Below are 16,844 nucleotides of genomic sequence, written 5' to 3'. Positions count from 1 at the left end.
TTATTTTTCTCCAATTGGGTATCTTTTCCTATACACTTCGTACATAAGGAGGCTCGCCGCTACAGAAGCATTTAACGATGTAACTTTTCCAACCATCGGTAAAGAAAGGAGGAAATCACACTTATCCTTTAACAATCGACTCATTCCTTTACCTTCACTGCCGATAATTAATCCTAACGGTAGCGTACCGTCCATATTCCGATAGTCATCGCTACCTTTTGCATCTGTTCCAAATATCCAAAGCCCTTTATCTTTTAGCTCGTCCACTGTTCGAGCTAGATTTGTTACTCTTACTACTGGAATATGTTCAATGGCTCCTGTTGACGCCTTTGCTACCGTAGCAGTAAGTCCGACTGCTCGTCTCTTCGGAATAATAATACCATGAGCACCAATCGCATCAGCTGTTCTCATAATAGATCCTAAATTATGAGGATCCTCTAGTTCATCTAAAATGAGGAAAAATGGAGATTCTTGTCTTTTTTCTGAAAGTGCAAATAAGTCATCTAACTCCGCATAATCATATGCCGCTACAGATGCAATTACTCCTTGATGGTTCCCTTCAATCATTTGATCTAACTTTTTTTTCGGAACATATTGTACAAGGACATTCGACTCTTTTGCTAGATGTACCACTTGTTGGATTGATCCTTTTGCAGCGCCTTCTGCAACCCATAACTTGTTAATTTCCCGCTTTGCCTTCAAAGCCTCTAGTACGGGATTACGACCAATAATAAATTCTTTAGACATTTTTCGCACCCCTTTCATCATCAATTAATTTTAGACATAGTTCGATAATTTCCATCATTCTTTCTGTTTGTTCCGTTACGTATAAAAAGCCAATTAATGACTCGAATGCAGTAGCGTATCGGTATATTTGCACATCTGTATTTTTCGGTACAGTTCCAGATTTTGCATTTCTACCTCGTCTTACTACTCCTTCTTCCTCTAGAGTAAACGGTAATATTTCCTTTAACTGTTGAAGCAATTTTGCTTGAGCCTTTGCTGAAACATATTTGGTTGCAATTTTATGCAATTGATGTGGCCTAACGTTACCTTGCTGTAATAAATGAAGTCTTACATATTGCTCATAGACGGCGTCGCCTAAATAAGCTAAAGCTAAACTATTTAATTGACGTCCGTCTATTGCTTTCTTTTCTACATTCACTTTTTAGCCTCTTTTCCATCTCGTTCCTTGAGCTGTATCTTCTAAAATAATGTTTCGCTCTTTTAATTCATCTCTAATTTGATCGGCTAAGGCAAAATCTCTATTTTTCCTTGCATCTATTCTTTGTTGTATAAGCTGTTCAATTTCTTCATCAAGTAGTTCCGCTTTCTCCTTTAATGTTATTCCAAGAACATTTACTAACTCATCATATAAATTAATAAAAGAAGTTAAAACGTTCGTTGATGTGTTTTTTTCATTTAAATAAAGATTCGCTTGCTTCGCGAGATCAAATAAAACAGAAATGGCATTAGCTGTATTAAAATCATCATCCATTGCCTCTTCAAACTGCTCTTTCAAACTAGTGATGCTAGATAACCACACTGCGTCATTATCTGTTAAGTTAGCAGCACTGGTTAATCGATGTTGCAAGTTATTATAAGATGTTTTTAATCTTTCTAATCCATTTTTAGTATTTAGAAGTAACTCTTCACTAAAATTAATTGGATGACGATAATGAACAGATAGCATGAAAAATCTAATTAACATCGGATCATACTGTTTAATAATGTCATGAACTAAAATGAAATTCCCTAGTGATTTGGACATTTTTTCATTATCGATATTAATATACCCATTGTGCATCCAATATTTTGCGAATTCTTTCCCATTCGCTGCTTCTGATTGAGCAATTTCATTTTCATGGTGAGGGAAAGCTAAGTCTTGACCGCCTGCATGAATATCTATAGATTCTCCTAGGTATCTTTTAGCCATCGCAGAGCATTCGATATGCCAACCCGGTCGCCCTTTCCCCCATGGACTATCCCAATATATCTCTCCTTCTTTAGCAGCTTTCCATAGTACAAAATCTAACGAATCTTGTTTTTTCTCACCAACTTCTATTCTTGCCCCTAGGCGAAGTTCATCAATTGCCTGATGTGATAACTTACCATACCCATCAAATTCTCTCGTTTTATAGTAAACATCGCCTTCAGATTCATAAGCATACCCTTTTTCGATTAACGTCTCGATAAACGTAACAATTGTATCAATATTATCCGTAACTCGAGGGTGCACTGTCGCTCGTTTGCAACCTAGTGCTTCAACATCTTCAAAATAGGCAGAAATAAATCGATCTGCAATCGTTGGGACATCTTCACCAAGTTGATTTGCTGCTTTTATTAATTTATCGTCCACATCCGTAAAATTCGAAACAAAATTAACATCAAAACCTCTATATTCTAAATATCTTCTTACCGTGTCAAACACGATTGCAGGTCTCGCATTTCCTATATGAATATAGTTATAAACAGTTGGTCCACAAACATACATTTTTACCTTACCAGGCTCTAATGGAATAAAAGGTTCCTTCTGTCTTGATAACGTATTAAAAATTTGAATGGTCATTCTTTCGTGCCCTCTCTTTCTGTAACCTTTATCAACTCTTTTTGAAGTTCTTCCATTTGTTTTTCTAACTCTTTAAATCTGTCAGCAATTGGATCCGGTAAGTCTTGATGGTTTAAATCTTTACTTCTGGCTATTTTTATTCCATCTTGAATAACGACTTTTCCTGGAATACCAACAACTGTTGAATGAGGCGGTACGTCTTTTAAGACGACTGATCCCGCTCCTACTTTAGAATTTTCTCCAATAGTAATGGAACCTAATACTTTTGCACCAGTTGCTATTAACGCGTTATCATGAATGGTCGGATGTCTTTTTCCTTTTTCTTTTCCCGTACCACCTAACGTCACCCCTTGGAACACAGTAACATTATTCCCTATTTCACACGTTTCTCCAATGACAACCCCCATGCCATGGTCGATAAAAAATCTTCTTCCTATTTTTGCGCCAGGATGAATTTCTATGCCAGTAAAGAAGCGACTGACTTGAGAAATAACTCTTGCTAAGAAGAAAAATTTACGTTTATATAATCCGTGAGCTAGTCGGTGTGACCATATAGCATGTAAACCTGAATACGTTAAAATTACTTCTAAATAACTTCTAGCAGCTGGGTCCTGTTCAAACACTACTTCAATATCCTCTTTTAATAACCGAAACAATTTTCTCCCCTCCTTAAATTTTCCCGTGAAATGCAAAGAACAAACGCTTTTGCGCGTGAGTAAATTCAAATAAAAAAGTCTCTGTGTCTTTTAAAGACACAGAGACGCTTTTTGGCGCGGTTCCACTCTGTTTGGGTATAGTAAAAAACTATACATCCCACTTTTCCTCATAACGGGAGGCGACCGCTATTACTTACTAGGTAAGTACTGTTTAGTAATAGACTCCGAGGTGCATTTCAAAAAGTTTTTTCATAAATCGCTTTCAGCCGATGACGATTCTCTCTAATATGAAAAGGTACTTTTCTACTCTCCTCATCTTCGTTCTTTATTGATACTTATACTATATTACTTTTTCTTCAATTTGTTAACTAATTAGTTTTTCTAATCGTGCTAATACCGTTTCTTTTCCTAGTAGCGATATAGCTTGTGGTAGTTCAGGTCCATGTGTTTGGCCAGTTGTTGCTACTCGAATTGGCATAAATAGCTTTTTCCCTTTATGACCAGTTGCTTTTTGTACGTGTTTAATCGATTGCTTAACATTAGCTGCAGAAAAATCTTCTACATCTTTTAGTTCCTCTGCAAAAGCACTTAACACTTCTGGAACCTGGTCTTCAGCTAGCACTACCGAAGCTTCTTCATTATATTCAATATGCGTCTTAAAGAACATTTCTGTTAGCTCTACAATTTCAGCTCCGAAACTCATTTGCTCTTGGTAAAGAGAAATAAGATCTTTTGCCCATTGTTTCTCTGTATCAGACATATTCTCTTGGAAACGACCAGCTTTAATTAAATGCGGTAAAGAAAGTTCTACCACTGTGTCTAAATCTAACTTTTTCAAGTATTGATTATTCATCCATGTTAATTTTTGTGTATCAAATACAGCCGGAGATTTAGATAAGCGGGCAGGATCGAAAATATTAATAAACTCCTCTTTCGAGAAAATTTCCTCTTCGCCGACCGGTGACCAACCTAATAGTCCTATAAAATTAAAGAGAGCTTCCGGTAAATATCCTAGTTCCTCATATTGCTCGATAAATTGAATAATACTTTCGTCTCGTTTACTTAATTTTTTACGCTCTTCGTTTACGATTAAAGTCATATGACCAAACTGTGGAATATCCCAACCAAATGCTTCGTATATCATCATTTGTTTAGGAGTGTTAGATATATGATCATCTCCACGTAATATGTGAGAAATTTGCATTAAATGGTCATCTACTGCAACTGCAAAATTGTAAGTAGGTGTTCCATCCTTTTTCACAATTACGAAGTCACCAATTCCATCCGATTCAAAGGCAACTTCTCCCTTTACCATATCATTAAACTTATAAACTTTCCCTTCTGGAACTCGGAAACGAATACTTGGTTGACGTCCCTCGTTAACGAATGCATCTTGTTGCTCTTTCGTCAAATTACGATGTTGACCTGAGTATCGTGGCATTTCTCCACGGGCGATTTGTGCTTCGCGTTCTGCTTCTAACTCTTCTTCCGTGCAATAGCATTTATATGCAAGTCCTTTTTCCACTAGCTCATCATACAGTTTTTTATAAATTTCATTGCGCTCTGATTGGCGATATGGACCGTACTCTCCTCCCATATCAACACTTTCATCCCAGTCGATTCCTAGCCATTTTAAAAATTTTAGTTGGCTTTCTTCTCCACCTTCAATATTACGCTTTTTATCAGTATCTTCAATACGGATAATAAATTTGCCATTTTGATTACGAGCAAATAAATAATTAAAAAGTGCTGTTCGTGCGTTTCCAATGTGTAGATGTCCTGTTGGACTTGGCGCATAACGTACACGTACTGTCATTGTATGTAACCTCCGCTAATTAATTGGCTCTGTTAAAATAATGACCGACTTGTCATAACACAGCCTTTTTATTTTATGTAGACCTTTTTTTATCTTTAAAAATCTATTGCTTATTTTATCATCTATTACAATGAGTTAAAAGTATTCACTTTATCTATTTTTTTACGATTAGTACTGCCGCTTGAGAAGCAATTCCTTCCTCTCTTCCAGTAAAACCTAATTTTTCTGTTGTTGTTGCTTTAACATTCACCCGATCAACTGTACTGTTTAATAGTTGTGCGATTCGTGCACGAATGCTTTCAATATGAGGTGCCATTTTCGGCTTTTGTGCAATAATTGTACAATCAATGTTGCCTAATGTATATCCTCTTTCCTCAACCATTTTCCATACTTGTTGCAATAACTCAGCAGAGTCTGCATCTTTAAAATTAGGATCTGTGTCAGGAAAATGCTTTCCAATATCACCTTCACCAATTGCTCCTAAGCAAGCATCGGCTACCGTATGTAAAAGAACATCTGCATCTGAATGACCTAATAGTCCTCTTTCGTACGGAATTGTAATTCCACCGATAATGAGAGGGCGCCCTTCTGAAAATTGATGAACGTCAAATCCTTGTCCAATTCGAAACATATCTATCTTCCTCCGCTTTGTTTTTCTAATATAGCTTCAGCATACAGTATATCATCAGGAGTAGTAAGCTTAATATTTTGATAATCTCCTTCAACAATATGAACAGGAATACCTATCTCTTCTACTAAGCTAGCTTCATCCGTCCCAATAAATCCTTTTTCCTTCGCTACTTCATGCGCTTTTTCTAATACAGAAACACGAAAAGCTTGTGGGGTCTGGATCGCCCACAAGCTAGATCGCTCCATTGTTTCTAGTACTACACCATCATCACTTACTCGTTTAATTGTATCTTTAACTCGGACTGCTGCAACAGATGCTCCTTTTTCCGCTGCGACATCTACTAAACGATGAATGATATTATGAGTAATAAACGGTCTTGCCCCATCATGCACTAGTACAATTTCGGCATCCTTCAGTGATTGTAATCCGTTATATACACTATGTTGCCTTTCAGCACCACCAGTGACAAGCCTTCTTGCTTTCGTTATTTTGTGTTGTGTTAATAACGATTCTACCAACTGTTTCTCATTTGGATTAATCACAAGAATAATCTCATCACAACGCTCATCCATTTCAAATATATTTAATGTATGAATCATGACAGGTAATGCTTGCAACTCAATAAATTGCTTGTTTTTACCAGCGTTCATTCTTTTACCTTGACCGGCAGCTGGAATAATTACTTGATATTGCATACGTACTCTCCATTTAGCATTTTTTACAGTGCTTTTTCTAGTAATTTAGGTTTTGCAAAAATCATACGCCCGGCAGAGGTTTGAAGCACACTCGTAACCAACACTTCGATATGTTTGCCGATAAAGTCTCTTCCTTCTTCCACAACGATCATCGTCCCATCGTCTAAATATGCCACACCTTGATTATGTTCTTTCCCATCCTTAATTACTTGTACCGTTAATTCTTCTCCTGGCAAAACTACTGGTTTGACGGCGTTAGCTAGATCGTTAATGTTTAACACGTCAACATTTTGAAGCTCACAAACTTTATTTAAGTTAAAATCATTTGTTACGACGACTCCAGAAGTCAATTTAGCTAATTTTACAAGTTTACTATCGACTTCTTGAATGTCCTCAAAATTCCCTTCATAAATCTCAACTTTAATCGAAAGCTCTTTTTGAATTCGGTTTAGTATATCTAAACCACGTCTTCCTCTATTACGTTTTAACACATCCGAAGAATCTGCAATGTGCTGTAATTCTTCTAAAACGAAGCGCGGAATAACTATAGTTCCTTCTAAAAATCCTGTTTGACATATATCTGCTACACGACCGTCAATAATGACACTTGTATCTAATATTTTAAGCTTTTTGGAGGAAAGGTCAACTTCCTCTTCTTCCAGCACTTTTTTCTTACCGAACTTACCAGAAATCGAGAAAAGACCAACTAATTCATCTCTCTTTTTAAACCCAACTTGGAATCCTAAATAACCTAATAAAATCGTTAGGAAAATTGGTATTACTGTACTTACTAATTGAAATGGTATTTTCCCTAAAGGGATAACCGCAAGAAATGCAACAATCAAACCAAAAATTAATCCTAAACTACCAAATAACACGTCTGTAACAGGTGCTTTAACAAGTGATTCTTCCATCCATTTAATGAATCCAACTACATAATCAACTAACCAAAAAGTAAGGATAAAAAATATAATTGCTCCTAAAATAGCAACCGTATAAGGCTTCGTTAATAATGTATCTCCCCAACCAAATAGATAAAACAATTCAGGGATAAAGAAGATGCCTAGCATCCCACCAATAACGACGAAGAAAATTTGAACAATGCGCCTTAACATTGTGTCACCTCCCTATATTCATTATAAACAGTTTTGACCGATTATAACGTGTTGAAACAATCAAAATGAATATTTGTTAGATTTTTGACACGTTTTTGAAATATCAACGTCATTTTTCTAAATTTGGCGATCAATTTGTAATTGATCTTGTATTCTTTTTAGCCCTTCTTTAATTTTACGGGCCCTCACCTCTCCAATACCATCAACTTCATCTAATTCTTCTACGGTTGCTTTAATAATATGTTTCAAATTTTTAAAGCTACAAACTAAATTTTCAATAACAAGTGGTGGTAATCTTGGAATTTTATGAAGAATTCGATACCCTCTTGGGTACACTAGCTCTTCAACATTAACAAAATTAGAAAAACCTAATAACTTTAAGACGATACTATCTTCTAAAAGTTCTGTGTTTGCCATACTTTGTAGTTTTTTTATAATTTGTGCAGCATCCATTTCTTTATCGACACAATAATCTTTTATTAATAGAGTTGCTTCATCTTCAACATGAGACAGTAACTCAGTCATTTGTAAACGGATAAGTCGACCTTCTGTTCCAAGTTCATTTATATAACTAATAATCTCATTTTTAATGCGAAGGACCATTTCTATTCGGTGTATAACTTGTAATAGTTCAGACAACGTTACTTGCTCTTCGAATTCTAATGCACCTAAATTAGTAATTCCCTGCTCTAGCACCGTTGTATATTTTTCTAACGTTTGGATAGCTTGGTTTGCCTTAGTGAAAATAACGCCGATATCTTTTAATGCGTACCGGTAATTACCTTTATACAATGTAATAACGTTTCGCCTTTGAGATATAGCAACAACTAAGCACCCTGTCTGTTTTGAAACTCGTTCTGCTGTTCGATGCCTCATTCCTGTTTCTGTTGATAATATCGTTGGGTCTGGTGTTAATTGAGCATTTGCATACAAAATTTTCGTTCCTTTTTCATTTAAAATAATCGCACCATCCATTTTTGCTAATTCGTATACATAGGCAGGGCTAAATGCACAATTAATATAAAATCCACCATCAACTATTTGTTTTACTTTGTCATTAATACCGAGGACTACTAAACCACCCGTTTTTGACCGTAAAATATTGTCCATACCTTCACGAATAGGTGTTCCTGGTGCAATAAATTGCAGTATTTCTGCTTTTATTTTTTCACTCGTTTCCATGTTAACCTCCTAGTGTGTACTTCAGGGCTTGATTAATTGTGGAAACTCCTAGGATTACAATACCTTCTGGTGGGGTCCATCCTCCTAAATTTCGTTCTGGAATAATAATACGTTTAAATCCAAGCTTTGCCGCTTCCTGTACACGTTGCTCAATACGCGACACTCGCCTAACTTCTCCGGTTAATCCGACTTCTCCAATTACAACATCAGTAGCTTCTGTAGATTGGTTTCGAAAACTTGAAGCTATACTTACAGCAACTGCTAAATCAATCGCAGGCTCATCTAGTTTGACTCCTCCAGCTACTTTTAAGTACGCATCTTGATTTTGTAATAACAGCCCTGCTCTTTTCTCTAAAACAGCCATAATTAACGAAACACGATTATGATCGATTCCTGTTGCCATCCTACGAGGATTACCAAAACTTGTTGGTGAAATAAGTGCTTGTATTTCGACTAGGACTGGTCTTGTACCTTCCATTGAGGCAACAACTGTTGAACCGGCAGCTCCCTTAGAACGTTCTTCTAAAAAGATTTCCGAAGGATTGGCAACCTCTCGCAACCCTTCCTCCTTCATTTCAAATATTCCCATTTCATTTGTAGAACCAAATCTATTTTTCACAGAGCGAAGTATTCGATATGTATGATGGCGTTCTCCCTCAAAATAAAGGACGGTATCTACCATATGTTCTAATAATCTCGGCCCCGCAATAGCACCTTCCTTCGTCACGTGACCGACAATAAAGATAGCTATATTTTTTGTTTTTGCTATTCTCATAAGTTCAGATGTACACTCACGTACTTGTGAAACACTTCCAGGTGCAGATGTTACAGCTGGGTGATAGATTGTTTGAATAGAGTCAACAATAACAAAGTCTGGTTTTACTTCGTCTATTGCCTTGGAAATGAATTCAAAATCCGTTTCTGCTAGGACGAAAAGTTCATCGGCACTAACATTTAATCGGTCTGCGCGTAATTTCGTTTGCTGAACAGATTCCTCACCAGATAAATAGAGTACTCGTTGCTTGTTTGAAGCGAGTTGTGCACATACTTGTAATAGTAAAGTAGATTTCCCTATCCCTGGATCTCCTCCAATTAAAACGAGGGAACCTTGAACAATTCCACCGCCAAGTACTCGGTTTAATTCCTTCATTTCCGTCCTTATTCTAGGCTCTTTCCTAGATTCAATCGAGGTGATTGGCTCTGGCTTTCGAACGATAGAACTGTCTGAAGTAGTAAACCCACCTCTTCTCGAAGCTTTTTTTTCTATTTCCTCCGTCATTGAATTCCAAGCATTACACCCTGGACACTTCCCCATCCATTTTGGAGATTCATAACCGCAATCTTGACAAATAAATTTTGTTTTTGTCTTAGCCATACATAAACCCTCTCTATATTAAAATACCTTTGTTTCGTTTCTTTTATGATAAAAATTTCTCGAAAAGATAGCCTAAAACATTTTAAAAAAGGAGGTAATCCATTTTTTCTTTCATGGCTTACCTCCTAGATGCTAAGGCTTTTATTTTATTGCTTTTTCCGCTGCTTTCACGACAAACTGTCCATCTTGCACATCTAATACAACTTTTTGACCTTTTTCTATTGTGCCTTTTAAAAGCTCTTCTGATAAACGGTCTTCAATATGTTTTTGAATTGCTCGGCGAAGTGGTCTTGCACCGTATTCAGGGTCATATCCTTCTTCTGATATTTTTTCTTTTGCTGCTTCCGTCAATTCAAGATCAATATCTTGCTCTTTTAAACGTTTTGTTAATTGATCTGCTAATAACGTTACAATTTCTTTTAAGTGTTGTTTTTCTAAAGAGTGGAATACAATCATTTCATCGATACGGTTTAGGAATTCGGGACGGAACGCTCTCTTTAGTTCATCCATTACTTTCCCTTTCATATCTTTATACTGTTGGTTTTCATCTTGTATATTGAATCCTACAAATTTATTACGTTTTAATGCATCTGCTCCGACGTTAGATGTCATAATTAAAATTGTATTTCGGAAATCTACTGTTCTTCCTTTAGAATCTGTTAAGCGACCATCCTCTAAAACTTGTAATAAAATATTAAATACGTCAGGGTGTGCTTTTTCAATTTCATCTAACAATACGACTGAATATGGTTTACGACGAACTTTTTCTGTTAATTGACCACCCTCATCATAACCTACATACCCTGGAGGCGACCCAACTAAACGTGATGTTGAATGTTTCTCCATATATTCTGACATGTCGATACGGATCATTGCATCTTCGTCTCCGAAAATAGACTCTGCAAGCGCTCTAGCTAATTCTGTTTTCCCTACACCTGTTGGTCCTAAGAAAATGAAAGAGCCTATTGGGCGTTTTGGATCTTTTAGCCCTGCACGAGCACGACGAACAGCTTTTGAAACGGCTATAACCGCTTCATCTTGACCAATTACTCGACCGTGTAAAAGTTGTTCCATATTTAATAACTTATCTGTTTCAGTTTGTGCTAATCTCGATACTGGTACTCCCGTCCAGCTAGAAACGACCATTGCGATGTCTTCTACTGTCACTTCCGTATTTTCTTTACCTTGTTTCTCTTTCCACGTCTTTTTCGTTTCTTCTAGTTGTTCTCTTAATCTCTGTTCTGTATCTCGGAGTGATGCTGCTTTTTCAAACTCTTGGCCTTGAACTGCTGCATCCTTTTCATTACGAACTGTCTCTAACTTTACTTCTAACTCTTTTAAGTTTGGTGGAGTAGTAAAAGAGCGTAAACGTACTTTCGAACCAGCTTCATCGATTAAGTCAATCGCTTTATCCGGTAAGAAGCGGTCTGAAATATAACGGTCTGATAGCTTTACTGCTTGCTCAATTGCTTCATCTAAAATGGATACACGGTGATGAGCCTCGTAACGATCACGTAACCCTTTTAATATTTGAATAGACTCTTCCACTGTTGGTTCGTCAACACGGATTGGTTGGAAACGTCTTTCAAGAGCAGCATCTTTCTCAATATATTTTCTATATTCATCTAATGTCGTTGCACCAATACACTGTAATTCTCCACGTGCTAATGAAGGTTTTAAAATATTCGATGCATCGATAGCACCTTCTGCTCCTCCAGCACCAATTAACGTATGAAGCTCATCAATAAATAAAATAATGTTGCCTGCTTGACGAATTTCATCCATTACTTTCTTTAAACGATCTTCAAATTCCCCACGATATTTCGTACCTGCTACTACCGTACCCATATCGAGTGTCATTACTCGTTTATCACGAAGTATTTCAGGAACTTCATTATTTACAATTTGTTGAGCTAAACCTTCAGCAATAGCTGTTTTACCTACACCAGGCTCTCCTATTAATACTGGGTTATTTTTTGTTCTACGACTAAGAACTTCAATAACACGTTGAATCTCTTTGCTTCTTCCTATTACAGGATCCAAGCTACCTTCTCGAGCTACGGCTGTTAAATCACGAGCTAAACTATCTAAAGTTGGTGTATTAACATTAGACGCAGCACCACCTTGGTGTCCACTTGAAGTCTCACTACTACCTAGCAATTGTAGCACTTGTTGCCTTGCTTTATTTAGACTAACTCCTAAGTTATTTAATACTCGAGCTGCTACACCTTCACCTTCGCGAATTAGCCCTAATAAAATATGCTCTGTTCCGACATAGGAATGTCCTAGTTTTCTTGCCTCATCCATAGAAAGCTCAATAACTTTTTTCGCTCTTGGTGTGTAGTGAGGTATTGATTGACCACTTTCTTGCCCATGTCCAATTAAATTTTCAACTTCTTTTTGTATCTTTTCTGGACCTAAGCCAAGTGCAATAAGTGCTTTTGCCGCAATACCTTCTCCTTCACGTACTAGACCTAGTAAAATATGCTCTGTACCAATATTATTATGTTTTAAACGAAGTGCTTCTTCTTGGGCTAGTGCTAATACTTTTTGTGCTCTTTCTGTAAATCTACCGAACATCATTTTACATCGCCTCCATTATCTTTTAACTCTTCTAGTTTTAATCTTTCACGTATAAAAGTAGCTCTTCTTATATCACGCTCATTTGGTCGAAGTGGACCACCAGCGTACTGTTGTAAAAATCCCGGTTGTGTTAAAATCATTAACTCATTTAATATCGTTCTTGAAACATTTTTAATTAATCCTAAATCAATCCCTAAACGGACATCAGATAAGCAAATAGCAGCTTCTTTCGATTCAATTATTCGACTATTGGCTAATATTCCGTAAGAACGAAAGACTCTGTCTTCTAATTGTATGTGAGAAGTTTTTAGTAATGCTTCTCTCGCTGTTCTCTCTTGAGTAATTAATTGATGTACAACACTTAATAGATCATCAACAATATCCTCTTCAGATTTACCTAAAGTAATTTGATTTGATATTTGAAAAATATTACCCTGTGCCTCACTACCTTCACCATATGTGCCCCTTACCACTAAACCTAATTGATTAATAGCTGGTAGCATTCGGTTTATTTGCTGAGTGATGACAAGAGCTGGCAAATGCATCATAACGGAAGCTCTCATACCTGTACCTACATTTGTTGGACAACTCGTTAGAAATCCTAATTTTTCATCAAATGCAAAATCTAGTTTTTCTTCCATCCAATCATCAAATTGCTGAGCTAACTCCAACGCTTCATTTAATTGCAAACCCGGAAAAAGACATTGTATCCGTATATGATCTTCTTCATTAATCATAATGCTAACTTCTTCATTTGGTGATAGTAAGCAAGCACCATAGTTAGATTCTTCTGCAAGTTGAGGGCTTATTAAATGTTTTTCCACTAACACCCATTTTTCTAATGATTTTAATTCACTAATGTTTAGGAACTCAAGTTTCCCAACTTTTTCGACTTCCTTTTCAGCAAAATGCTCCATCATTAATCCGATAATTTGTTGACCTTCTTCGTTTGTTGCAACCGTTGGGAACTGAATATTATTTAAATTTCGAGCCAATCTAATTCGACTACTTAACACGATATCAGAGTAGGGGCCTTCCTCATTCATCCAAGAATTTACCGTATGATTTAAAAAATGCTCAAGAGACATAACTATCGATCCCCCTGTTCATTTAGCACTTTTTCTAAATTCCGTATACGATCTCTCACTTCCGCAGCCTTTTCAAACTCTTCTGTTGCGATGAACGATTGTAACTGTGTTTTTAATTCTTCTATTTCTTTTCGAATATGCAAGCCACCGCCGATACGTTTAGGTATTTTCCCTGTATGACTTGTATTTCCTGCATGCAACCTTTTCAAAATCGGCAAAATGTTTGGTTGAAATGTTTTATAACAATTAGAGCAACCAAACCTTCCAATCTTCGTAAATTGTTCATATGTTAATTTGCAACGATCACATTGAAGTACTTTATTATTCTGTACAGCACTCTCTTTGGACTGTGACATTTGTTGATTATTATTTAATAACCCCGACAATAAATCATTAATGGAAAAAGCCGAGTTCCCTGGGAACATAAACATTTCTCCTTTTTCTTGTGAGCATTGATCACACAAATGAGACTCTGTTTTATCACCATTAATAATTTTCGTAAAATGCATTGTAGCTGGTCTTTGGCCACACTCTTGACATATCATCGATACACTCTCCCCTATCGATATTTTAAAGAATTTAGCATTGCCACGAGCATCCTCGCCCGCAATTCATCTCTTTGAGGTAATTCTAAATATAATACGGAACGATCCATAACACTAATCATTATTTTTGCTTCCCTCGCAGAGATTACTTCTTCTTCCACTAAACGGTATATTATATCTTCGGCACTCGATTGCGAAACCCTGTTTCGTACAATATCAATTATTTGATCTATGAGATGTATATGACTATGTGGTTTAATTTTCATTATTCGAATATAGCCGCCGCCACCTCGCTTACTCTCAACAATATAACCACGCTCTAACGTAAATCTTGTATTAATGACATAATTAATTTGGGAAGGTACACATTCAAACTTATCAGCAATTTCACTTCTTTTAATTTCAGCAAAATTATTATCATTTCGCTCTAATACTTGCTTCAAATATTGCTCAATGATGTCTGAAATGTTTCTCATTGCCGGATTACCCCCTCTCTTGACCTTGACTATCTTTGACTATAATAAAAATATATAATGTCCGAGAAGATTTTTCAACTATTAGAACCTCCATAAACAGAATTCCACATTTTGCCTCTAGTTAAACTTAATTAGTAGAAAATATTAGTCAGTAAATTTTTCTTTTGAATTTTCACATGGTTGAAGTTAAACAGATAGTAAAGAGTTAGACAGTAGCGCCTTTATCCGTATACATATCCATGTTCAATTATTTGACGCATATAATGATAAAAGAACGTTAGTAGTAGTGTGAGGATATGTGCACCATCATCATTCACATCCAAAGGTAACGTTAAGTGATTTGCATTTATTGACCAACTTTATGGGCTAATCCTATTTACCATAGCCAGACAACAAAAAAAACGGTCAGCGCCTATTAGCACTAAACCGTTTTTCTTTTTGCCTGGCGACGTCCTACTCTCACAGGGGGGGCAGCCTCTAGTGTTGTGAACCTTCCAAAAGTAGTACTGTTTATTTTTTTGAATTAAAAAGGGCAAATTCATCACTTTTAAGTAAATAAGTCGGTCTGTTAAGTTTTTTTCAACAAGTTAAGTAAATCAGCAGATCTGTTAAGTAATTTTCTCAACTTGTTAAGTAAATCAGTAAATCTGTTAAGTATTTTTTTCAATTTGTTAGTAAATCTGTAAATCTGTTAAGTATTCTTCTCAACTTGTTAAGTAAATCAGTAAATCTGTTAAGTACCTTACCTATTTTTATAATAAAACATATTTTACACCATCATTTTACTCGCAATGAATAGAATGAACCCCATGTTATCTCAATAATTGTACATTAATGTTTCAAATGAGTTTCTTTTGCTCCATGTAATATGATGAAACGGATATAGACACTGTATAACGTAGGTGTTCGAGTTTGCTATTATTAACCGATAAAAATAAACCACCCTTGAGCCGATTCAGCATTACAGAGCGGGATTTTTTGCTTATATAAATGGCATTAACCACTAACGCCTGAACTAGACAAAAAAACGGTCAGCGCCTATTAGCACTAAACCGTTTTTTCCTTTTGCCTGGCGACGTCCTACTCTCACAGGGGGACAGCCCCCAACTACCATCGGCACCGAAGAGCTTAACTTCCGTGTTCGCCGCTGGCGCCCGATAAGCGTCGAACCTCTTCGTCAGCTCTGCCGCTCCGGTCCTCATGTACCCTCGCAAACGTACACTCCGGTCCTCACGGCCTTCGCTTCCTCGATCTTCTCGCTTCTCTGGCACCATCGGGAGTGTACTGTTTTATTTTCTATTCCATTTTAATAATATTTACTTTTCGACCTTCGGTCGTTCCCATACCGAACAAAGTAGAAAAGTGGAAGGCGTTCGATCAGCGGCGTACAAACTGGACTATTCTGGTAGGAGATAAAGGAAACACGGTGAATGCGTTAGCATGAACCGATGTTGACTTATCGTACGGACAGAATGGGAAGTTTGTTAGCCGCTAACACCTGGAACTAGACAACAAAAAAAACGGTCAGCGCCTATTAGCACAAAACCGTTTTTTCCTTTTGCCTGGCGACGTCCTACTCTCACAGGGGGACAGCCCCCAACTACCATCGGCGCTGAAGAGCTTAACTTCCGTGTTCGGTATGGGAACGGGTGTGACCTCTTCGCCTTCATCACCAGACATATTTAGTTGAAAGATTTGTTCTTTCAAAACTAGATAATATATTTTCATCAAGATTATTCATATCGTTCATTTAAATTGGTTAAGTCCTCGATCGATTAGTATTCGTCAGCTACACATGTCGCCACGCTTCCACCTCGAACCTATCAACCTGATCATCTTTCAGGGATCTTACTAGCTTGCGCTAAAGGAAATCTCATCTTGAGGGGGGCTTCATGCTTAGATGCTTTCAGCACTTATCCCGTCCGCACGTAGCTACCCAGCTATGCCTTTGGCAAGACAACTGGTACACCAGCGGTGCGTCCATCCCGGTCCTCTCGTACTAAGGACAGCTCCTCTCAAATTTCCTACGCCCACGACGGATAGGGACCGAACTGTCTCACGACGTTCTGAACCCAGCTCGCGTACCGCTTTAATGGGCGAACAGCCCAACCCT

At 37.1% G+C, this 16,844-nt stretch carries 14 protein-coding genes, 2 rRNA genes, 1 pseudogene and 1 other annotated feature (1 of these 18 only partly in view); all 17 genes and pseudogenes read right to left on the bottom strand.

Annotated elements, in window-relative coordinates; translation table 11 throughout:
- Positions 1-747, bottom strand: coding sequence for a 23S rRNA (guanosine(2251)-2'-O)-methyltransferase RlmB (rlmB, locus tag BC6307_RS23590; RefSeq protein ID WP_066413986.1), 747 nt, complete (start codon positions 745-747; stop codon positions 1-3).
- The gene (locus BC6307_RS23585; protein WP_094366248.1) at positions 740-1,165 is read right to left on the bottom strand and encodes a Mini-ribonuclease 3; all 426 of its coding nucleotides are present in this window, start codon (positions 1,163-1,165) and stop codon (positions 740-742) included. Before BC6307_RS23585 ends, rlmB begins: the two co-directional genes overlap by 8 nt.
- A 3-nt stretch (positions 1,166-1,168) precedes the next feature.
- The gene (cysS, locus tag BC6307_RS23580) at positions 1,169-2,569 is read right to left on the bottom strand and encodes a cysteine--tRNA ligase (RefSeq protein WP_066413982.1); all 1,401 of its coding nucleotides are present in this window, start codon (positions 2,567-2,569) and stop codon (positions 1,169-1,171) included.
- Positions 2,566-3,225, bottom strand: coding sequence for a serine O-acetyltransferase (gene cysE / locus BC6307_RS23575; protein ID WP_066413981.1), 660 nt, complete (start codon positions 3,223-3,225; stop codon positions 2,566-2,568). Before cysE ends, cysS begins: the two co-directional genes overlap by 4 nt.
- 97 nt (positions 3,226-3,322) lie before the next feature.
- Positions 3,323-3,553 (bottom strand) — a binding site (T-box leader).
- 36 nt (positions 3,554-3,589) lie between these two features.
- Positions 3,590-5,041, bottom strand: a complete 1,452-nt coding sequence (gltX, locus tag BC6307_RS23570; protein WP_066413980.1) for a glutamate--tRNA ligase — start codon at positions 5,039-5,041, stop codon at positions 3,590-3,592.
- A 154-nt stretch (positions 5,042-5,195) separates the two neighbouring features.
- Positions 5,196-5,672, bottom strand: a complete 477-nt coding sequence (gene ispF, locus BC6307_RS23565; RefSeq protein ID WP_066413979.1) for a 2-C-methyl-D-erythritol 2,4-cyclodiphosphate synthase — start codon at positions 5,670-5,672, stop codon at positions 5,196-5,198.
- Positions 5,673-5,674: 2 nt separating this feature from the next.
- Positions 5,675-6,367, bottom strand: a complete 693-nt coding sequence (ispD, locus tag BC6307_RS23560; protein ID WP_066413974.1) for a 2-C-methyl-D-erythritol 4-phosphate cytidylyltransferase — start codon at positions 6,365-6,367, stop codon at positions 5,675-5,677.
- Positions 6,368-6,390: 23 nt separating this feature from the next.
- Positions 6,391-7,482, bottom strand: a complete 1,092-nt coding sequence (locus tag BC6307_RS23555; protein WP_066413970.1) for a PIN/TRAM domain-containing protein — start codon at positions 7,480-7,482, stop codon at positions 6,391-6,393.
- A gap of 117 nt (positions 7,483-7,599) precedes the next feature.
- Positions 7,600-8,664 carry a DNA integrity scanning diadenylate cyclase DisA gene (disA, locus tag BC6307_RS23550; protein WP_066413967.1) on the bottom strand — a complete coding sequence of 355 codons (1,065 nt, stop codon included), beginning with the start codon at positions 8,662-8,664 and terminating at the stop codon, positions 7,600-7,602.
- A gap of 1 nt (position 8,665) precedes the next feature.
- Positions 8,666-10,039: a DNA repair protein RadA gene (radA, locus tag BC6307_RS23545; RefSeq protein WP_066413964.1), complete on the bottom strand. Its 1,374-nt coding sequence runs from the start codon at positions 10,037-10,039 to the stop codon at positions 8,666-8,668.
- A gap of 141 nt (positions 10,040-10,180) precedes the next feature.
- Complete coding sequence (gene clpC / locus BC6307_RS23540; RefSeq protein ID WP_066413956.1) at positions 10,181-12,622, bottom strand: ATP-dependent protease ATP-binding subunit ClpC; 2,442 nt, start codon at positions 12,620-12,622, stop codon at positions 10,181-10,183.
- The gene (mcsB, locus tag BC6307_RS23535; RefSeq protein ID WP_066413954.1) at positions 12,619-13,710 is read right to left on the bottom strand and encodes a protein-arginine kinase McsB; all 1,092 of its coding nucleotides are present in this window, start codon (positions 13,708-13,710) and stop codon (positions 12,619-12,621) included. Before mcsB ends, clpC begins: the two co-directional genes overlap by 4 nt.
- Before the next feature lie 2 nt (positions 13,711-13,712).
- The gene (gene mcsA, locus BC6307_RS23530) at positions 13,713-14,255 is read right to left on the bottom strand and encodes a protein-arginine kinase activator protein McsA (RefSeq protein WP_066413952.1); all 543 of its coding nucleotides are present in this window, start codon (positions 14,253-14,255) and stop codon (positions 13,713-13,715) included.
- 14 nt (positions 14,256-14,269) lie between these two features.
- A complete protein-coding gene (locus BC6307_RS23525; RefSeq protein WP_066413950.1) occupies positions 14,270-14,731 on the bottom strand; it encodes a CtsR family transcriptional regulator in 462 nt (153 codons plus the stop codon).
- A 227-nt stretch (positions 14,732-14,958) separates the two neighbouring features.
- Positions 14,959-15,051: pseudogene (locus BC6307_RS25765) on the bottom strand (hypothetical protein); the annotation flags it as partial.
- A gap of 1,240 nt (positions 15,052-16,291) precedes the next feature.
- A 5S ribosomal RNA gene (gene rrf, locus BC6307_RS23520) occupies positions 16,292-16,408 on the bottom strand.
- 78 nt (positions 16,409-16,486) lie between these two features.
- A 23S ribosomal RNA gene (locus BC6307_RS23515) occupies positions 16,487-16,844 on the bottom strand (it continues 2,577 nt past the right edge of the window).

This window comes from Sutcliffiella cohnii, assembly GCF_002250055.1.
In the GTDB taxonomy this organism is placed as follows: Bacteria; Bacillota; Bacilli; order Bacillales; family Bacillaceae_I; genus Sutcliffiella; species Sutcliffiella cohnii.
This window is presented reverse-complemented; position numbering and strand designations above follow the sequence as displayed.